14 protein-coding genes are annotated in these 20,685 nt (G+C 50.6%); 5 read left to right on the top strand and 9 right to left on the bottom strand.

Annotation, left to right across the window (positions count from 1 at the left end; translation table 11 throughout):
* Positions 1 to 58: 58 nt before the first annotated feature.
* From ACZ1GS_RS05830 to ACZ1GS_RS05820, 3 genes are read right to left on the bottom strand one after another with little or no spacing between them, the layout of a single operon-like run.
* Positions 59 to 895, bottom strand: a complete 837-nt coding sequence (locus ACZ1GS_RS05830; protein ID WP_472697550.1) for a phosphoadenosine phosphosulfate reductase domain-containing protein — start codon at positions 893 to 895, stop codon at positions 59 to 61.
* Entirely contained in the window at positions 892 to 4,275 is a 3,384-nt protein-coding gene (locus tag ACZ1GS_RS05825; protein WP_472697549.1) for a hypothetical protein, read from the bottom strand. Before ACZ1GS_RS05825 ends, ACZ1GS_RS05830 begins: the two co-directional genes overlap by 4 nt.
* The gene (locus tag ACZ1GS_RS05820) at positions 4,268 to 5,230 is read right to left on the bottom strand and encodes a DUF4007 family protein (RefSeq protein ID WP_472697548.1); all 963 of its coding nucleotides are present in this window, start codon (positions 5,228 to 5,230) and stop codon (positions 4,268 to 4,270) included. Before ACZ1GS_RS05820 ends, ACZ1GS_RS05825 begins: the two co-directional genes overlap by 8 nt.
* 151 nt (positions 5,231 to 5,381) lie before the next feature.
* Between ACZ1GS_RS05820 and ACZ1GS_RS05815 the strand changes: the two genes are divergently transcribed.
* The 4 genes from ACZ1GS_RS05815 to ACZ1GS_RS05800 all read left to right on the top strand — a co-directional run bounded on the left by ACZ1GS_RS05815 (position 5,382) and on the right by ACZ1GS_RS05800 (position 11,754).
* Positions 5,382 to 6,530: a cysteine desulfurase family protein gene (locus ACZ1GS_RS05815; RefSeq protein ID WP_472697547.1), complete on the top strand. Its 1,149-nt coding sequence runs from the start codon at positions 5,382 to 5,384 to the stop codon at positions 6,528 to 6,530.
* A gap of 163 nt (positions 6,531 to 6,693) precedes the next feature.
* On the top strand, positions 6,694 to 9,141 hold the full coding sequence (locus tag ACZ1GS_RS05810; protein WP_472697546.1) for a hypothetical protein: 2,448 nt from the start codon (positions 6,694 to 6,696) through the stop codon (positions 9,139 to 9,141).
* A complete protein-coding gene (locus ACZ1GS_RS05805; RefSeq protein ID WP_472697545.1) occupies positions 9,141 to 10,604 on the top strand; it encodes a hypothetical protein in 1,464 nt (487 codons plus the stop codon). The genes ACZ1GS_RS05810 and ACZ1GS_RS05805 overlap by 1 nt, the downstream gene beginning before the upstream one ends.
* 514 nt (positions 10,605 to 11,118) lie before the next feature.
* Positions 11,119 to 11,754: a S24 family peptidase gene (locus ACZ1GS_RS05800; RefSeq protein WP_472697544.1), complete on the top strand. Its 636-nt coding sequence runs from the start codon at positions 11,119 to 11,121 to the stop codon at positions 11,752 to 11,754.
* A gap of 23 nt (positions 11,755 to 11,777) precedes the next feature.
* Here ACZ1GS_RS05800 and mobF read toward each other — a convergent pair whose 3' ends face one another.
* The 4 genes from mobF to ACZ1GS_RS05780 all read right to left on the bottom strand — a co-directional run bounded on the left by mobF (position 11,778) and on the right by ACZ1GS_RS05780 (position 18,436).
* Positions 11,778 to 14,705: a MobF family relaxase gene (gene mobF, locus ACZ1GS_RS05795; protein WP_472697543.1), complete on the bottom strand. Its 2,928-nt coding sequence runs from the start codon at positions 14,703 to 14,705 to the stop codon at positions 11,778 to 11,780.
* Positions 14,706 to 14,748: 43 nt separating this feature from the next.
* Complete coding sequence (locus ACZ1GS_RS05790; RefSeq protein WP_472697542.1) at positions 14,749 to 17,004, bottom strand: type IV secretion system DNA-binding domain-containing protein; 2,256 nt, start codon at positions 17,002 to 17,004, stop codon at positions 14,749 to 14,751.
* Positions 16,994 to 17,326: a hypothetical protein gene (locus tag ACZ1GS_RS05785; protein ID WP_472697541.1), complete on the bottom strand. Its 333-nt coding sequence runs from the start codon at positions 17,324 to 17,326 to the stop codon at positions 16,994 to 16,996. Before ACZ1GS_RS05785 ends, ACZ1GS_RS05790 begins: the two co-directional genes overlap by 11 nt.
* A gap of 888 nt (positions 17,327 to 18,214) precedes the next feature.
* The gene (locus ACZ1GS_RS05780) at positions 18,215 to 18,436 is read right to left on the bottom strand and encodes a hypothetical protein (RefSeq protein WP_472697540.1); all 222 of its coding nucleotides are present in this window, start codon (positions 18,434 to 18,436) and stop codon (positions 18,215 to 18,217) included.
* Positions 18,437 to 18,778: 342 nt separating this feature from the next.
* Between ACZ1GS_RS05780 and ACZ1GS_RS05775 the strand changes: the two genes are divergently transcribed.
* Positions 18,779 to 19,024, top strand: a complete 246-nt coding sequence (locus tag ACZ1GS_RS05775; RefSeq protein WP_472697539.1) for a DUF6437 family protein — start codon at positions 18,779 to 18,781, stop codon at positions 19,022 to 19,024.
* 77 nt (positions 19,025 to 19,101) lie between these two features.
* On the opposite strand, the gene ACZ1GS_RS05770 is transcribed toward ACZ1GS_RS05775, so the two are convergent.
* Together ACZ1GS_RS05770 and ACZ1GS_RS05765 are read right to left on the bottom strand one after the other, a co-directional pair.
* Positions 19,102 to 19,491: a single-stranded DNA-binding protein gene (locus tag ACZ1GS_RS05770; protein WP_472697538.1), complete on the bottom strand. Its 390-nt coding sequence runs from the start codon at positions 19,489 to 19,491 to the stop codon at positions 19,102 to 19,104.
* Between the two features lie 639 nt (positions 19,492 to 20,130).
* On the bottom strand, positions 20,131 to 20,592 hold the full coding sequence (locus ACZ1GS_RS05765; RefSeq protein ID WP_472697537.1) for a YybH family protein: 462 nt from the start codon (positions 20,590 to 20,592) through the stop codon (positions 20,131 to 20,133).
* Between the last annotated feature and the right edge of the window lie 93 nt (positions 20,593 to 20,685).

Below are 20,685 nucleotides of genomic sequence, written 5' to 3'. Positions count from 1 at the left end.
CTGCGACCTTAAACATAGAACACTAAAATGCGAGGTGGTATTACGGAAGATGATGGTTTTATTTGTGACATGTAAGACATGCTTTAGCTTTTCCATAGATATCGTCAATATCGAGTGGCTCAGCATCGGGGCGAAGAGGATTTGGTTCAATTCGACCTCTCATCCGTTCAACTCGTTTCAAATGATTAGTTTTTATTTCGTCGATGCGATCAGGTCGCGATAATTCAGTTAGGGACTCTCCCTGGCTCCATGTAAATGGAGAACCATGGTCAAGGGCAGTTTTCTCATAAGATATCGCTTCAGCAAAAGCGCTGGGATGACGCTCCAGAAGGCGAACCCACTCAATCTTTTGCTGAAAGAAACAAAATGTGCAACCGCTTCGTGTACGCCACTCATAATAGCGCGGAAGACCGAGCCCGGCGCTGTCTAGAATGTCAAGCACACCTGCTTTATCAATGCCTGCTTCTCGAAAAGGTAGCTTGATGACCAGGTTATTATTGTTTGAGTTATATCCCGAACGATAGCTCTCATCAGCGCGAATGGCCACATAGCTGTAGACGGTCGTGCCGCTGTCAACTATTGGCTTAATCCAAGATTCAAAGGGGCGAAGCTTCAGTTGCCTTGTGCACCAACGCGTCTGTGCGGACGGCAAAAAGTCATTATACTGTTTAAGCCAAAAATCGAAATCCCGATCGGGGTTAAGCTTTTTCACAGGTTTACCGAGAAAGCCGCCCAGTCGATCAAGATACTCGTAAACTTCGGGAAGTTCTTTACCGGTATCAGTAAAAAAGTAATCAATCTCAAAATCGGGATAATGCTGCCGCATATAGACAGCAAGGGCGGCACTATCGCGTCCACCAGACAATCCTAGGACGTGCTTTGTTGAACCGCTCACCGATGCGCTCCGGCTTTAACGGGCAGCTTGAAACCCAGATCAACATCAGACTCCATATAGCGTAAACTGATTTCTGTCAGAGCAGCCAGAATGATATGACGATCAGATACCCCGACCTGCTCTAAGCCAAGTTGAAGTTGGGCAATTAGCTGTTCAACGGCTTGCCGCTCTCCGCGTTGCACAGCAAACTCCTCTGATATCGGGGCCGGGGAGCCTTCCATTCCAATTACTACGGACAAGGCGCGCCGAGTTTGGTCTCGACCTTTGACACGAGCAAAAGACTCAGCTCTCAAGAATCTTTGTGCCATGTCAGCCAGCTCGATTGTCGCTTGATCAATATCGAGATCGATCCAGTTCTGCATTTCTTTGCCAATGGACAGGCTCGCAATTTTTCCAAATTCTTCAGCTGTCCCATCATAATCTGCTAGTCTTTGAACGAATGCTTCAATGCGATAATCGCCAGCGGTCTGGCTAATATTTGCAGCCCTTGACCGCAATTCCGCAATCGCCTTTGCAGACGTATTTGGCACCTGCAATTCTTCGAGGGTTAAATCACGAAGCCGTGTAAGCATCGCAGGATAAGCCATCATAATTTCCCTCATTCCCTCGCTGATTTGGTCGACGAGTGTTTGAGTATTTTCCTCCATTGGAAGTCCCGCAGCATCACTTAACGCATTCGGTAAATCGTCGAATAGAAGCTTGTTGGGGTCCCGCGCTCGCTTAAAGGTGTCCCGCATTCGAATGGCGTGCGCCGATAACCTTGAAGTGCGATGAGTCCAGAGAGGGCAGCCGTCAAACGCCTTAACGAGACCTTTGGCGACATCTAAAGGAGTTAGATTATGGAGGGGCTCGCCGCGTAACTCGGTCACAAGATCGGACAGGCCCGATAACATCTCCCGCGAAGCATTGTCTATCTTCATCCATCTTAGTTGAATTTCACTGGCGTTTCTAGCAAGCCTTTCAACATCTACTTCGCTCAAGCGAGAACGGAAGGTGCCTTCATAGTAAATTGCGAGATTGCCAGCTTCTGCTTCTAAAAACGCCACTGCAAGCACCGGCATGAGGCCATCTTTAATTCCAAAAGGCGCAGCTCGCCAAATATCATAAATATCAGATAGCGGTAAGCTTCCAGACTTATGGGACTTAATATACATCTTTGCCGCATCCCACATTGGTGTAAGGTTTGCAGGATCGCCCATTTTCGGATTAGGCGACCGGAAACTGAAATGCCCAGTGTCGTCCGCGCCGAAGAGTCTGGTGTTTTCCAAAATGGAAGCAAAGAGACCGCCTTCTGGCGGATAATCCTTGATCCCAAGACGCGGCATTTCGCTCTTGGTTACCATTGCGCGTAGTAGCGCGGATTGAGCTGATCGAGCGCTGCTGGAAGGCTGTGCACGATTTAAGAGTTCATTCGGAAGAATAATACTTTGATGATATCGCTTGTCCGCAAGATCTGACGCCACCGAGTTCAATCCAGCCAAACCGCCTTCAATAGACTGATGGGCCCCCTTGCGAGTCCAATTTGCTTCATCAAATGCAGATTGCAGCTCGGATTCCAATCGAGCTTGCAAACTAGCAATACGTCCATGCACTTCTCTGCGAGCCACAGGGTCGCCCCTCAATTCCAAATTTGTCTCGCTAATACGTTTTAAAGCTGCAAGCTCTTGGGCATACGGTAAAATGTGATCGGTTCTCGGCGATTGTCCGATAATGATATCGACTTCATCTCCAATGCGTCTTGCTCGAGCACAGGTGTTTTGAGCGAGTTCTTCACTTTCCCCTCGCGTAGGGAAGGCCAACACAAAATGACCAATTGCCGACGGATCGATCGATATGCTTTTTGCAATGGCAATCAAACCGCTTATTGGCGCTATGTGAACGTCGAACCATCGCATTGCGCCGGTGTCGCGATAGTGACGCTTTGCAAGAAGAGGTTGCAGACCAAGCAAACGTTTAAGTTCACCAAAGTCTATATCACCTCCTGGCTTAACTTCAGCCTGAACAGCTTTTTCAATATTAAAATCACTGCCGGCGTATATCGCGAAAGCATCTTTAAATTTGCGGAAAACAATTAAAGAGGCGTCTTCTAATTCGGATAATGCCGATTTGAAATCGCCAGCGGAAACTTTGGGCAGACATCCTTTCAAAACATCTCGCTTCGCCAAAACGCCCGAACGGTCTTTAAAAAGGTCTATAATTGCTATAGTTTTGAGCAAGTCTACCGCGAGGGGATCTGCACCAGAGGATATGCAACGATCTACGGCGTCAGCGGCAGTTGCCCAGCGATGACTGTCTGGCGAAGCGAGGATTGAGGGTTCTAGATTGGTCCTCAGATAGTCCCAAAGGATTGAAGGTTGATAGAGGCCACTACCATCAAATTCCTTCAAAAAATGCTGAAACCCAAACATCTCTGCAGAATTTAGAAAACCAAAAACACTCCTTTGGTTTTGCCCGAACCGGCGGCGTGAAATAGGACCTAGCAAACACGCTACAATCGGATTCAGGGGCCAGCATGCTGAAAGCCGCATTTCGAGTGCGGCAGTATTTTCACCTCGCATCGTCTTCGCGAGCGTTCTCACTTCTTTGACATAAGAGCGTGGCGGCGAGTTGGATTCAATCGCCTGACCGATAAGATCTATTTGCTCTTCACCCGCCGTATTGACAGTAAGGTCAACGAAGCGCCCTTGTATCTTTGCCCATTCATCTCGCACGCTACCAGATAGGCGACTTGCATAATCACCAAAGGCCTGATGCAAGACGCCGACAATAACAAGATGGCCTCCACTACGATTTGCTGCTTCGGCAAGTTCTTGCAAACAGAACAGATCCGCGCCGTCCTGAGCTGCTGCTTCGAGACACTTCCCCAATTCATCAATAATAACGAGAAGGCCGCTACCGTGAGCTGGCTTCTTGGCTGCCAACAACAACGCCTTGATAACGGATTTTTCATCCCAACCATTTTTAGGTCGCCGTTCAATTCCGGCGTCTTCCAGCGCTTCGCCCAAAATGGTAGCTGGCGCCGCCCGACGCGCAACTATTGGCAAGATGGTACGACCAGTTTGTTTTGCGAAAACATCTAGTACAGTCTTACAAGTACCGGTACCGATCAATCTCTCTGCCCGAACTCGATGCAGTTTGTTCGGTCCGACCAGAGCCGAAAGCGCAACTGCCAAGGTTGATTTTCCGCTGCCATAAGGCCCGGTCCAAGTAAACGCCGCTTGGCCTGTATCATTAACATGCTCTGCCATTGTGGTTAGAACATCCCGAGCTGATTGTGGGCAGACAAATCCGTCCAAGGCCATGTCAGCGTGCATGTCGGTGTCGATCCGGACGGATCGCTGAAATCGCCTAGCTATTTTAATATCCAGAGATTCAGGCATATGTCACATCTCTTAAGGTCGGCTCTGCGAAATCCCCTTCAATCCAAGAATGTCTCATTTCCTCATCAATGTCGCGGGTTCGGATAACCTGCTTAAGCCCAGCCGTCTCCGACCACGACAATGCTCCATTGGTGGCGAGATCAATATCTACAAGCCTATCAATCACGTCGTTTTCTTCCAGTAAAAATGATCGACCTGGCCCTCCGGGCTCGTGCGCGATTGCTTCAAAAGACAGAGTTGAACCTTTGGAATAACAATCCCAAAAATCTATCAGGGCATACGCAAATACGCCCGAGCCAAGTGAAGATTTCGGACCACGCGAAAATCGATAATTGCCTGATGTTCCTGCGCTTCGTATAAGTCCTAATTCGGTCAAAGGGCTTTCAAGAAGATCATCGTCGCACGTGTCTTTGGAAGATTTCGCAGCATATGTTCTTACAAAACATTTAACATCATTCTTCACGGTAGCTGCCGATGCTCGCGGCCATTCTTGTTCTTCGGCAAGAATCAAAAGGCGTCGCGTCAATTCATCAACATCGAAAGCCTGTCCCGAAAAATGACCAAAACTCCAATACCATGTTGTCCGGCGAGAATCAGATGCCAAAGCCCAATGACATAACCAAAGCGTTGCTGCATTTTCCATAAATGGGTCCAGCCCGTCATCAGAAAAAATCATTCGCCCAAGCCGGGTAGGCTCTGCGATTCTGCCATTTTCAACTTCTCCAATGACACCAGCAGCCTTTGCCCAATAGCGCATTGAAGTAACCATGTTTTTACCCACACCATAGTGGGCAATTGTCTCATCACCCCAACAAGTGTCACGATTTGAGCTGTCTGAAGGAAAGGCCGAAACACGGTCGAACGCCTTTTTGAGCCAACCATAGCGCAGTGGGAACGTCTCGTGTCCTGAGAAATGTGCCGTATAATCTTTCTCAAAAATCCGACCTCGAGTCATAATTTCCCTTCTACTGGTCATTGCCGCCAGTTACTATAAGACTTGGTCTAACACATTTCTGTCAAATTGAAAGCTGGCAGTGGCTGCCAGTATATGCGACAAAGCTTCGACGCTACCCTACTAGCAAATAAATCCAGTAAAGTGTTGAATTATGGATAAAAAAATACAAAAAATCTATCTAGATCACCAAGCCACAACTCCGCTCTTACCAAGAGTTTTTGAAGCGATGGCAGAAATTTTTAATGGAGAGGTAGGTAATCCGCACGCCTCAGATCACGCGGCTGGCTGGCAGGCTAGGTCAAAAATTGAAAATGTACGTCAGATTTTAGCCGATTTTGTGGGTGGCTTTGATGAGGGTGTTATTTTTACATCTGGTGCTACCGAAGCGAACAATCTCGCACTCATTGGTTTTAGTAGTGGCATAACAAAACGGCGACGACTGCTGGTTAGTGCGGTAGAGCACAAATGTGTCCTTGCGGCAGCAGATCATTGCGCAGAACATTACGGTTTCACTGTGGAGCGAATCCCAGTTGAACAAGACGGCCAAATCAATATTGCCGCCTTTTCACAAATGATGGACAGCGATGTCGGGCTTGTGTCTGTGATGGCTGCCCAAAATGAGATTGGTACAATACAGAACTTAAGATCAATCGCCGATATCGCACACAGTCAAGGCGCGCTATTTCACACAGATGCTGCGCAGGCAATAGTGACGCAGCCTCTCAACGATCTTTCGGAGATTGCTGATTTGATCAGTCTATCTGCACATAAATGCGGAGGGCCGGGAGGCATTGGCGCATTATACGTCCGACCGGATTTGATTGGTCAAATGGCGCCGTTAGTAAGAGGTGGAGGTCAGCAATCTGGCCTTCGATCAGGAACACTTCCTGTTGCTCTTTGTGTCGGTTTCGCTGAAGCGCTTAAATTTTATAATCTGGACGATATCGAGAAGAGGCGTATCGCGCTTCGACAAAAGCGGGATCGATTTATCAGTGCTACGACCGATCTATACTCTGCTGCGCGCCTAAATGGCCCTAACGGGAGCAATCGCCATATTGCGAACGCTAATATTTGCTTTCCGGGCGAAACGGCGAGCGACCTTATCTCTCGCTGGCAGCCGCTAATCGCAGCCTCAACGGGTGCAGCCTGTGTTTCCGGCATAACAGAACCATCATATGTTCTGCGCGCTATAGGTCTCTCAGAAGTCGACGCTTATGCATCGGTTCGGTTTGGTCTAGGTTTTCAGACGTCGGATCAGGATATTGACCGCGCTCTTGAAATCATTACATCGAAAGCCTGAACTAAATATAATCGATCTCCATGTTTTGTTTGGACCATACCAAGAGATTGCCCCCACTGCGAAAAAGGGGGGGCTTTCACTTGCTAACGCTGTTTCAAGCTTAACTTTTTAACACGGAGTCATTTGCTTTGTAACCGCGAGCATATATATTGGGGGGGCGAACGTGAATTCAGAAGAATTGTTTTGGAAACTCTTTCATTGCCCGGTTGAGGCTGATGTTCATGAAATCCTAGAGCAACAAGGCCTCATAGATTCTCCTGATAATTGGCGACCTTATGGCGGTACAGATAACAATTACGGTGTAGTGGAAAATCAGCAAGCGTCGCCCATACCTGCGCTTGTTGAAAAAATTACCAATGGCATTGATGCGATTTTGGAACGCCGATGCCTTGAGGAAGGCATTGCACCAAAGTCTGCCGAGGCTCCGAAATCTATTGAAGAAGGTGTGGCAACATTCTTCCCTAACTATAGTCATTGGGACTTGGCTACTCACCGCAAGCAACAATCGGAGAGCCTGCAAATCATCGCCGATGGGCCGCGCATGGAAACGTCTTTGGTGATCTACGATGAGGGTATTGGGCAAGCGCCCGACGACTTTGAAGCAACTTTTCTATCTCTTCTGCGTGGCAACAAAAACGAGATTCATTTTGTTCAAGGCAAATATAACATGGGTGGGGCCGGCGCCGTAGTTTTTTGTGGCAAACATCGCTACCAGTTAGTTGCCTCGAAGCACTATAATGGTAATTCGGATTTCGGTTTCACGCTGGTGCGTCGCCACCCATTGACGGAAAGTGAGGAGAGTACCCGAAAAAACACTTGGTACGAATACTTGGTGGTTGATGGGAAAATCGCTTCGTTTCCAATAGATGAGCTTGATCTAGCACTCGCAAATCGTAAATTTGAGACCGGGAGCATCATCAAATTATATTCATATGATCTGCCGTCTGGATCTCGCTCCGTTATCTCACGCGACCTAAATCAGAGTTTGAATGAATATCTCTTTAATCCTGCTCTGCCGATTCTCACGAAGGATACTGAGGTACGCTATCCTGATGATCGCAATTTGGAACGCGACCTATTTGGGCTACAAAGGCGGCTTGAAGACGACAACAGCAAATATGTACAAGCTTACTTTTCCGATGAGATAAATGATGACGAACTGGGATCGGTGAAAGTCACCTCCTATGTTTTCAAAGCACGCGCTGATGGAAAGTCATCCAAAGAGACGCGCAACACAATACAGCGCGAGTTTTTTAAAAACCGCATGACCGTGCTCTTTTCGATGAACGGCCAGGTCCATGGGAATTTTGCGTCAGAATTTATCACTCGGTCACTAAAGTTTCCGTTACTCAAAGATCACCTTCTTATCCATGTAGATTGTACAGGCATCAAGACGAGTGTTCGAAACGAACTCTTCATGGCGTCCCGGGACCGATTAAAGGATGGGGAGGAATCCCGTTCTTTACGTAAGCGTCTTGCGGCCCTTTTGAGTGGTGGTCGTCTCAAGGAAATCAATACATCCAGAAAGGCTGCTCTCAATATTGAAGGCAGCGACGTCGACGATTTGCTGAGAAACATGACGCGGCACTTACCGCTCAAACATGACCTTGCTAAGTTGCTCAATCAAACCTTTCGATTGGAAGATGTTCGGGAAGGCAAGCAGCCCAAACCGAAGAGCAACAATAAATCAGATGTAGCAAAGCAGCAGCCTGAATTTACCCCTCAGCGGTTTCCGTCCACATTTCAGATAGAGGTAAAAGAACAGGGCAATGACGGTTTGCCGATGATTAAGCTGCCAGCCGGTAGCACCAAAACTATTAGATTCTCTACGGATGTTGAAGATCACTATTTCGACAGAGTTACCGATCCAGGTGAGCTTCGGATTGGCTTACTTGGACCTGATGCGACTTTGGGAGGAGGCGATAAACCCGGTTCGCTCACCGACATCAAATCAACTCTAAATATAATCAAATCCAGTCCAACCTCCGGAACCATCCGTGTGCATGTAAATGCAACCGATAATATAGCGGTGGGAGACGCAGTCACAGTTCGCGCTGAACTGACGCGCCCTTCTGGAAAACTGGAGCAAGTCTTCATGGTGAAGATCACTGATCCAGAAAATAGAAAGCCATTAAAAAAACCGGGCGACACGCCTGATGATCGACTAGGCCTGCCAACGCCGGTCATGGTATACAAGGTAGCAAAGGAAGGAATACCAGACAACGCCCTGACCTGGGAGAAGTTAGATCAAACCGGTATTGACATGTCCCACTCAACCGTCGTTCATCCTTTTGCGGATGAGGATGGACTGAGCAAAGTGTTTGTTAACATGGATAGCACAGCGCTACTCGATTTCCGGAGCGGATTGAAAACAGCCGAGGCGATATCGGTTGCAGAGAAGCGCTATTTCTCTTCGGTTTACTTCCATACGCTTTTCCTCTTCGCAATAACCAAGAATCGAAAATATGCGCTGCGCCGAGAGCTAGCGGGTTCAACAGATCAGTCCGTCGAGGTGACCGAATACATCTCCGACCTGTTTACGAATGCTTATGCTCAGTTCCTATTAAACTTTGATACCCAGGAGTTGATTAACGTGTTGGAGGCACAGTGATGGGAGATATTAGGGTCCCCTGTAATTGTGGTGATCCGGAATGCCAAGGTTACCGGCTCGATGACCTAGGAAAACATCCCTTCTTCGTTCCGATTGATAAGTCACTTTATGATAAGAACGCGAGAAAACTGGGAGATGAAAACCGTGAAAAAGCTGCTTTCCCGTTTGGGATTGTTAAGACCTCATCATGGGAATTTGATGGCGAACGAACTGACCTTCATGACTTGTTTGCTGTTTTTTGGGGAGTCTATCTTCGCGTATCTGGTATTGCTAATTCGGCGCTATTTTCCGAGAGAGGCTTTGCAATATCCAGCGAAATATATGCCAGAGCAGTCATTCCTTTAGACTGGGGTAAAAATTATAGAGGTTTGCCTGACGACGAATTACGGTTGCTGTTAGCGAAGACTAGCGTGCACCTTCCAAGTTTTGTCCATCGAATATTTCTCGATGGCGACGACGACGATATTTTGGACAATCGCGCAGATTTTGAACAGCCTCCTTGGCTCGGTTTTGTTCTCGATCACTGCCTGATTGGTGATGATAAACAATATGAATTACAAACGCGCGATTGGCCAAAATGGACATGTTTTACTGAAATTGAAAGTGGTCTAACGGTTGCTGAGATTTCGAACCAGGCGGCCGCAAATCTAAAGAATAGTTTCGAGCGGTTCACACCCAGCACTTATTATGGTGTCGAACGTTGGGCTATCAAGACAGATGAACTGAGAAATGCTGTTAGCTTTAGTGTGTTGGAGACCCTCAAAGGTATAGCTCAAAAAGTGGATGGCCGGATAGATGAAACGCTGCTTATCATACCCATGGGATCCCATGTTTTGGCAATAGGTTCTCGGTCGCTTATATGTATAGCGGATGATTGCGGGCACTCGGCATATAATGAGGAACAATCAAAGATTGAATCGAGACGAGAGAAAGAAGCTAGTTTCTTTCTCACAGACGCTAAGTGTATCTGGAACACCAAGATTTCAGATAGTCGTTTTGAGGAGATGATCGGTGAACTTGTGAAAGCGGAGCGGGGAGTTGCTCGCGTTAGACAAGTGGGTAGCACAAGAGAGGCAGATGATGGACGAGACTTCATCGCCGAATGGACGGCACCGAAAGTTACGAGTCTGATGAATGGTGTAGAACGGTCGCTCTTCGCTCCATCAGACTCTGTAGAAGAAATACTCGTTCAAGTGAAAATTAGATCAAAAGGCGTGGGTCGAAGCGATGCGCATGGCCTTCGCGACAGTATTGAGCATCACGACTGCACTGGATTGCTGTTTGTGGCGTATCCCAATGTCACAACTACACTCAACGATCACCTTCACAAGTTGCGGAAGGAAGGCAAATGGTGGATAGACTGGTGGAACAGAATTGATATTGAAGACCGTCTTTTGCGGAATACAGATATCGCAGAGCGTTATAATGATGTTGTCGTACTCGTCCGGCCAGACGATAGATGAGTCCAAATTCCAATATCGTGATGTTCGTCTGTATTGGCAAAACATTGGTCAGAATTCCGATATCTGATTTTGTGTGTCATCACATAGCGCGAAACATTGTGGCATATTGAGGTTATTACATGTGGGAACACTCATTCGTCTTGAACTATATATCTTTATGTCCGTTCGCATTTACCGCTTTTGAGTGGGCTCATCATTTTGGTAGAATTTAATAATCTCCAGGCAAGTTAGTGGAATTTTCCATTTAACAAATAGTCCTCAACCTTCCTCAAAGTCCTCGCTCTCGGCCTACGGCCTTCCCGTAAATCCAAAACAAACCGCGGATCACCCACCGCGCGCCTGCCAAATCGTGACGGTGCCATGTGGGTTTCTTTCAGGTGCTTTTCGATACGATCCAACAAATTCACATGAGCCTCCTCGAATCATAAATCACTTGTGTTCTTGTTATGTTCTTAGTAGGAAGATTTCATATTGTCTAGGATAAATCCTATTGTAGGATCGAAAGGCACAACAGATGGATGATGTAAGAGCAACGCTGGACCGGCTTATCCGGGAAAATAAGGATGATTATTCGGGCTTGTCCCGCATGCTTGGCCGCAATCCTGCCTATATCCAGCAATTCATAAAACGCGGCAGTCCGCGCAAACTCGATCCTGATGACAGGCGCAGGCTTGCCAGCTTTTACGGTGTCGATGAGCAGGTATTGGGCGGCCCTCCCAACACCGATACGGATGGAATGATCGAAGTCCCTGTTCTCGATGTGAACGTGTCTGCCGGGCATGGCGCACTTGCAACAAACGAGGACCGGACGACGCGCTTTTCCTTTGATGAACGCTGGCTGCGCAGACTGACACCTGCCAAAGGCGCGAGCCTTTCGGTAATCCGCGTGATCGGCGATTCCATGGAGCCAACCCTTTCCGACGGCGATGATGTATTGGTGGATGCGTCCGATCACGGCGCGCGGCTGCGAGACGGCATTTATGTGATCCGCATTGATGATACGCTTATTGTCAAACGCATCGCACTGCGTCCTGATAGCAAATCGGTGACCATTGCCAGCGACAATCCGGCTCACCCGACGTGGAATGATGTTGATCGCAGCACAATCCATATTGCTGGCCGCGTCATCTGGTTTGGGCGCGCGCTTTAAGCGTCATATGATTCCGAATGATTCTAAATGCCCATATCCAGCGGCTTGCTATGCTCTTTCTCAAGTTCCCGCTGATCCTTCAGCGGTTCCTGAGGCGAAACTTCATTTCCTTTGGCAAGACCAGCTGCTGCCGCTTTACCTAGACGCTTGGTTATTTCGAGCGCCGATGTTTTCGCGCCGTCGTTCTTCTCGACGACTGTCTCCAGTTTTTCGCGGTTATCGACAATGAGCGTCAAACCATCACGCAATCTGGTAATCGTCACCAGAAATGTCTGCTTGTTGGAAAGATTGCGCTCCCGGCTATCCATGACCGCAATCCCGCGATCAGAGGTTAGCCCTTGGGCCATATGGGCGTTGAGTGCATAAGCCAGATCAATGCGTTTTAGCATCGGATCGTCATGTGGCACCCGGTGTTCCACCCCCGCAGATGTTTGCAGGTGAACATGCTTTTCATCAATTGATGTAATCGTTGCCTGATCCGCATTGAACAAGCCGCGTTTATGATCGCTATCGGTCCAGCGGATTTTATCGCCTGCATAGATATCGAGCTGCTTCTTTTCATAGAGAACGAGCTGATCCTCAGCGGCATTGGCGCGCAGCTTGCTCACCTGAAAGCTCCGCTCCCTGCCCTTACGATCTTTCAATACAAGCTGCTTTGCGCGCTCATCGAGCGAAACCACATCATATTGTCCTTTGCCAAGGCGCTGGCTTCTGTCTGGGGCTTTCAGTTCAATCATCATCCCGGGATTGTAGCTGTGAATATAACGCAGTTCCTCGCGGGTGCTGTTGACGCGGGAAAAGGTGTCCAAGTTTAGCCCACGTTTTCCCAGTTCATCATTTTGTCTAAGTCCCGTCTGCACCGCTTCGTTGACCGCAATGCGCAGCGCGCGTCCTGATGCATAAATGGCGGTGGATTGCCGTTCTTGCGGAGAAAGTGCCAGCCAACGTTCGGCGGCAACAAGGGCGCTACCCTCACTGGTTTCGACAATATGGTCCTTCAAATAGGACATGGCCTCGCCGACATTGCCGGCCTGGGCTGAATATTGTGCGCGGCGCAGCGTCTTGTCACGCGCGCGCAAATTGGTAATCATCTTGGCGGTATCAATGCCCGCAGATTGAACCAGTGCAAAAGGCTTGCCCGCATCGACGGCGCCCAGCTGCTTCTTGTCCCCGATTATCACCAGCCGGTCGACCTCGAGCAGGTTCGCAAGACTCACCAGCTTTTCCTTTTCAATATTGGAGACCATTGAGGCCTCGTCGAGAACCAGCACATGGTTTTTCATGGCGGCTTTCGCTTCTCTCAGAGATTTTTTATCAGTTCCCTCCGCAAGGAGGTTCTTGTGACTTCCAATGAACCGCGCCAGGGTCATCGACGCAATCCCGGTATCGCGCTCGAGCATTTGCACCAGCGTATTCTGGACAGCGAGGCCCAACACCGTTTTGCCATTCTCGCCAAGAAGCTGGGCGACAGGTTTGAGAAGACTGCTCTTGCCTGCCCCTGCAATCCCCTGCACCGCCAGTATGCGATTGGACGATGACATTATCAACCGCCCTGCCGATTCCTGCCCTTTGTTGAGCGTCATCCCGAACTTTAGGCCCGCGACCGCCTGCAACTGTTCGCCCGCGGCGGCGAACGACAAAAATGGATCTGTCCTGCCCCGGCCTGTTTCTACCTGCTCAATGATGCGCTCTTCGATCTGCAGGGCTTCACGGGTGGTCAGAAAATCACGATCGCGCCCTTTGCCCCGAACCAGATCACCGGCATCCACCAGTGATCTTACCCGGCGTTCGACATGGGCAATGCTTGTCGGCAGTCCAAAATCAAGCGCGGTCTTGTAGACATCAAGGACCTGAAATGCCGCCTCGCGCTGCGAAAGATGACGGATCGCAGAGGCGGCCGCCTGTGCCGCCGCAATCTCCGCGCGGGATTTGTTCAGGATATGCGCAGGTACCAGAGGATCATTATAAGGATTGGGTCCAAATCCCGGAATTTTTTCGGCAAAGGCGCGCAGGAAATTCATCCCTCTTTGCGTCAGTGACAGGTTCGGATTTTGCCGGGCCTCCATGCCCGCTGCGCGAATATGGGCTTTTTCAATCAGCCCGCCGAGATCAATTTCCATAGCGCGCGCCGCCTCTTGCCACGTTGCCGCCAATGCATCCCGGTCCTTGATCGCTTCCTTTGGAGCGCGGGTTGCCAGAGCGGCTATCCTGCCAGCTTCCAATCCCGGCCCCCGGCGCGCGTCCAGCACTTCCTGGCGGCGCGATGAAAAGGCCAGGACCGCGTCGCGCGAAATGCCTGCGGCTTCAAAATTGCCATGTTTGCCCTGATGGGCAGGCTCATATCCCAGCTTTTCAATTTCGAGGCGAAAGCGCGCCATCGTCATGGAGTTGAGAAGCGTGTTGTTCGACCAGAGCTTGTCATTGTGCAGCGCGCGCCATTTGCCGTCCGGGCCTTGCGTTATATTGGCGACAACCGCGTGAAAATGAACATTGGGTTCCTGATTGCGATTGGTATCGTGCTGAAACAGACCGATCGCCAGGTTGCCGGTACCAATGGCTTTAATTTTACCGCGCGAAAATGCCCGCGTTTCGGCAATATTTTTTTCAGCCCATTGCAATGTCTCGGTCACCGCTGTCCGGTAAGCATCGACAATCCTTTTATCGCCGCCAACAAGAGCCAGGAGCGACCAGCTTTTGGGCAGCGAGAAGGTCAAATCAGTGCCAGCCCGGTGATATTGTTTGTCGCTGCCGACACGCTCGCCATTTGGCAATTCGCCGCGCAGCAGGGCTTCAAATGCTGCCGCGTCCACCTCGCCCTTCAGACCAAGCCGCTCGGCGCCATTACCGATCCACTGACCGGATCGGTCTGCATCGGCTTTGGTATAATAATTATCTGCCGCGAAATAGGTGGCTGCGCCGCCGGCAGAGCGAACATTGGAAGCGCAGAGCATAGGTCATTTCCCATCGTCAGAGGCGCCGTCCACCGCGCCGGTTTCACATGTCATATTCGCCGATATCGCGGTCCAGTTCATCGCGCACCGCGCCTTCGCGCAGGTCGCGGCCGATATCGCGGGCCGGTCCACTGAGCGAGCGGCTTTTGTTTGCCAGGTCAGACGGATCGGGTAGATCCGGGCGCTCCAATCCATCGCCTTTTGGATCGAGCGATTGTGCCCGTTCCTCCTCATCCACCGGCTTTTGAGGCGTATCCATGACACGATCTGCTATATTGGCTTCGAGCAGGTCACGCGCGACATCGCTGACGGGCTCGCCATCCCCGATTTCCGCATTTTCATCAAATGCCAACTCGTGCTGGGTTGCTGCGGACTGTGTGACGCCTTCCTCTCCATCCTCGGCGTTGGTGCCCGGTTCGGCTTCTGTGGCCTTGGCTTTGTCTTGTCCCTCATCGGACGCGGCAGGAGACGCGACATTCTCATCCGTTTCTTCGGGATCATCAACGGCCCGCGCGATAAACCCTTCAGCCAGACTTGGCCAGGATTGAGGGGTCAGTTTAACCGGTGCTGCGGGGAAACCGTCCGGGAATTTTATGTAACCATTGAGCCGCGGCAGGTTCATAAACTGGTCGGGCAGAAGCAGCGGTTCGATCTGCCGTCTGGGGGTCAGACTGACCGCATCCCGGGCATTGTTATACCCGTAGCTATAGCCTTCCTCCATGTCGCGTATCTGCCGGTGGCCGATGAAATCCGAGCACCATGTTGCAGTTTCCCGGTCGGCGGTCGCAAGGATCAATTTGGTGCGCGCCAGTGAGGACAAGGTCATTGCCATATTTTCGCCGTACACCTCCTTGAGTTTGGCAAAAGCGTGGATGCCCGTGACGATGGCACCGCCAAAATTGCGGGCTGTCTGCAGGCCTTTCTCAAGGGCTGGCAGCCGGTGCAATGCGCCCAGTTCGTCAATCACGAACCAGATACGCAAATCGGAGGTCCTCTTCATCGACATGAGGGTATTCATCGCGGTATCCATCCACAGCGTCAGCAGCTTGGAACAGATGCTCATATCGACATAGCGCGCGGATATGAAAATGATCCCGCCACGCTCGCATTCGCCCTTCACCCAATCGCGGATCGAGAATTGCGGACCATGTTTCGGTAGCAGCATCAGAGCCTCGGCATTGGCATTAAACACCGCCCGGATCGAGGTTGCCATGCGCGCCGCTTTGGGCGCGGTCAGTTGCGCCGCGACCGTGCCCTTCAAAAGCTTGTGTACATCGGTGAGATCGGCCGTGATGAGCTTTTGTGCCAGCGCTTCGTTTGTGGGTGTTCCCGCCTTCTTTAATTGCAGGCAGGATTGCACGAACAGTGATCTTGCACCAATCACCCAGAACTGGTCTTCGCCGCCTCCATCCTGCGGCACGATCGCTTCAGCAGCGCTATGAAATTCCGCAATGGTGCTGCAATCATTGAACACGCTCCACTGCGGACAGCGGGCATCAAGCGGGTTCAAGATGACATCGCGCGAGGCATCATAAAAATGCTCAATAAAGGCGCCGGTCAAATCGAATATGACCGCGCGTTGTCCCTTTCTGCGGGCCTCGGCTATCATCTCCAGCAAGGCAACGGTCTTACCGGTTCCGGTGGTTCCGATCAGCATTGCATGGCTCTGTTCCAGCCGCCAGGGATAGTAAACGCCAGCGAGTTTGGAGGGCGTATAATAGCTGGCCTGTTCAAGCTGTTTCTGTCCCGCCAAACGCCAGCGCCAGCCGAGTTCTTTTTTCATTGCCTGGCCTTGTTCGGACGCATTATGGCGCGAAATTTCGGCCTGCAATTCGGGCAGGGTTGCAAGCTCAGCACCGCGCTCATGTTTGCTTTCTTTCGACCGACCGCCAAAATATTCTGCGACCCAGTAGAACAGAACGAATGCGGGCAGAAACAGCAATGCGGAAATCGCCAAAGCCGTCCGGAGCGCCTTCCACAATGCTTCCATCGCCATTACCACGGAAGGAGAATTTGGAACCGCGGAAATTGCCATTTCGATGCTACCGACGCCTGCAATATCCAGATGTACCAGTTTGGCAGGATCGAACTCCATAAACCCGTACAGCGAGGCATAAAGGTTCATGCCGACGAGATATTGTTGATTGTCGCTAAGACCGGATATCACTTGCCAGTAGGACATGCCAGCGAGCAGGACAGCGGCGATGATAAGCGGTGCCTTGAGACCGCTTGCAAACATAAAACCAAAGTGCCCAAGAAGCTGGCTGCCGCGCGTGAAATTGACAATATTACGCTTCATCGCGGCCTCCATTCGAAGAGGCCGATTGCAGTCCGAGCCGTGCTAATCGCCGGGCATAGGCATCATGGGTTTTTTGCCGGAGCGAACTGTCCGGATGAGCGGTTAAAATCGCATCAAGCGCGACCGATGCAAATACTGTTTCACGGTCTTTCTCGCCTGCTGTCAGCAGCGCATTTTTGTCGGCTTCGCGTAACAGATAGGAGGCTACCAATATATCGCGGATGAAGATGCTGATGCTCTCGTTCTGCGAGCTTGCTGTTTCACGGACCCACCGCGCAATATAGTAAGGGACAAACGTCTGAAGACGGATATGGTTGGTCATACTCAGGTTCCTTGTGTGTTCAAGAACCTGGTTCACCCTTCGAAAAGCCCGATGAGAATAAACCGTGAACAACTCACAGTCAATCGGAATTTATATCAATACTTTCAATTAGATAATTCGGCATGGGTTGCAGGCGAGTGGCAAAACAGCCGCCTACTCGCAATCAACTCGTTTGGTTCATTTGCCGATTTTCGTATCTAAACTATTGTTTTGTAAACATATTCATCCTGCAGCCAGCTGCGTACGGTGTACTCTCATATGTCCCCAGCTCGGCAGTCAGTATCCAGTGATTGAAGTCCTTCAAGTCAGCTCAGTTTTTGTACCCCAAAAAAGACGGCACCCTTGCACGGCGCGACGCCGCGCGGCGGTGTGCGCGCGCGTCAGTGCGCCAGCGCCCGCCGGGCAAGGAGAGAGGCAAGTGTGCCAGCGGGTTAGTAAGAAAACCGCACTCTCGTGGAGCGCAGCGGGAAAGAGTGCGGCCTTAAAATATCCCGCTCATCACCAGCGGGCCACCCGGCCCGCCCTGCGCCAGCGATCGTCACCGATAGGCCGAGACGCGGGTGCCGCGGCTCGGTAAAGCAAGCCGTCAGGCTTGGGCCCAAGAGCGCGGTGCGGGCCCGCCCGCAGGCGGCAAAAAGGACAAACAAAAAAAGGGCAGCAAAATGGGAGTTCCGCTGCCCGCAATGCACCCGTTTGGGTGTTCCCGTATCGACACCAGCCCGGGTCGCAAATGGCCAGAATCGATACGGAAATTCTATATAATTTCTATGCATGGAAACTAGCAATATAGGCTTGGCAATGATTGTACGGAATCGACTTCTAGAATCCAAATAACCACAATATGAAAAAGAGCAGAGACCGTCTCTGGCCCCTGCCCTGTCGTGACAGTCAAAATTCATCCAGCAGCGCCCCGTGGACGGTATGGACGACCCGGTTCATCGCCCATGTAGGAAGCGCGTTATAATCACCTTCATCGAGGGCAATATAACCCTGGTCATCGTCCTCTACGACATGCTGATCGAAAAAGCTGTGCAGCGCTCTTCGCTCCGCCGTTTCTACTGCTGCAAAATAGCTTTGTGCATCAAATACCGTATCAATTGCCTGTGTCATGTTTACCTCCTGAAATTTGTCAAAATTGACAGAAGGTCTGGCGATGCGTGGAGGGATACCGGGTCACAGGACCGGCTGGAACAGACGGCCGCGAAGCGGCGATGGGGGAAACGATTTTACTGGCGCGAAGGCGCAGCCGGAGCGCCGGTAAAATGGTGGGGCCCCGTCGTCCTTGACGCGGTGGCCGTCCGCGCATCATGCTTGAACTTCAAGTGAGCAAGACCCTCCTCAAATTAGAATCCAGCCAACCGCATTGAGTGCGCAAAAATCGTTTTCCTACAGCCAGGGGGATATGCAATTACGAATACTCAAGGGGTCATAACAGAGAGAAAAGGAAATCTCATGACCAGAAAAACAGGTGCGCTGGCAGCGCTCAAAAGGCTCGAAAAGGATCCCGCAAAGCTTGATACCAAACAGAAAGAACTGGAGACCAGAGCCGCGACAGAACTGGGACGAATGTTCCTGGGAGCTGGTATCGAAGCGTTTAGCGCAAAAAGCCTCAAGCAGATCGGAATAGCGCTTGGAAAAATGACCGAGGAGCAGGCACTGGATGCACTCAAAATTGGACAATCAGCTTCAGTGAGCTGACATCGACCTCTCCACGCAAAAAAGGCCCCGCCGGGAAACCGGCGAGGCCTGATTGTTCGGGAGATGAAGATCAAAGATCATTCATCGATATCGGGCGCATCCTTGTTGTCCTGGGACGCACTGCGGGTGAGAAAGTCCACCTTGTCGGCAAGAATTTCGCAGCCATAGCGTTTGATGCCTTCACTGTCTTCCCATTGGGTATAGTGGATACGGCCTTCGACCGAAACCATCTGGCCCTTGGTGCAATATTGGGCAACGTTTTTGCCGAGACCATTGAAGCAGGTAATGCGGTGGAATTCTGAATCCTTGACCGTGTAGCCTTTTTCATCCTTGTAGGTCTTGCCTTCGCTGTTGCGGGCGGGGCGGTCGGTTACGACCGAAAGATTGGCAACCGTTGTGCCGCCGTTTGTTTCCCGGCTTTCCGGATCGCGGGTGACACGTCCGACCAAAACTACGATATTTGTCATGATAATTCTCCTGATTTAATCTTCAAACCGGACCATTCCGGCTTGCGAACTGACGAAAAGAAACAGGAAGAAGCGGCATTGCACCGCAGGGGCGCAGCCCCGGAGGGAAACCGGCTTTGTCCGGGTGGTGCGGGCAGCATCCGCAGGATGCAACACGGCCGGTAACAAAGTGGGTTGCAATGTGGCTGACCTGGTTCAGGAAGGTTCGCGAAAAAGCCGCATTGGTCACGGCTGATTTGGCCTTCAGGAGAAGCTGACAACCCTCGTATTGGTTGCGTCCATCGCGATTGATGTTGGAATTGTTACCGGCTGACTTGACGGTTATATAATGAGAACACGCCTGCAATATTGGCAACACTCAGGATGAAACAGGCTGCCGCGAACGAGCCTTACGCCGCGATATTTTGGTCGACGGCAATGAGCTTTGGTTGCCCCCGCGTCATCCAGGCCTGCGGTTCGATCAGCAGCGCCCAGGCCGCAAATGACGGGATAGTTCCCAAATATTCGATGACATTCTGTCTGCCGATTATAGATGCCAATATCCTATGTCCGCTTTGCGCCCCAATCCAAGAAGTAGGTTCTCAATTTCTTAGTTCCTGAGAGCGGACATAGTAACAGAACGCGATAAATGATCTCCGATTACTTCACCGCCTTTCCCTGGCCGGTTTGGCCTCCAGCAATTTTCCAGCCATCGGGGCGTTTGACCATGCCGACAGTCATCCAGCCATCAAAAGCAAATTGCTTTTCTCCATCTTCGCTTAGCATCGCATAATCAAAATGTGCAGAGACCAGCGCACTTCTGTCTCCCATTTTCGCAACTCGAATATTATCCGCCGTCATCCGAGCTATGCCGCCCGATTGTGATAGCGCTTTTAGAGACGCCGCAGCATCTGCTCCGTTATCATACTGGACCCCGCCGCGTTCGATCCAGTGGAACCCCATTTCATCGTCGTACATTGCAGCCGCGACATCGGTATCTCCGTTGTTTAGTGCGTCGACATACACACCAAATGCAGCCTTCGCCTCTGAGGCAGTGTCATTTTTTGTTTGAGAGCAGCTAGCTAAGGTCAGTGCCATCGTCAGTATTGTTACGAATCGCATTGTTTTTCTCCAACTACGAATGGGCCTCACAAGAACTTTGCTGTCGTAAGTCTAATTTTGCTTCATGGAACACCTGTTATTTCTGCTCCAACG

It is taken from the genome of Parasphingorhabdus sp. W113 (assembly GCF_055693205.1).
The sequence above is the reverse complement of the archived record's forward strand: the minus strand, read 5'-3'. Positions and strand labels throughout refer to the sequence as shown.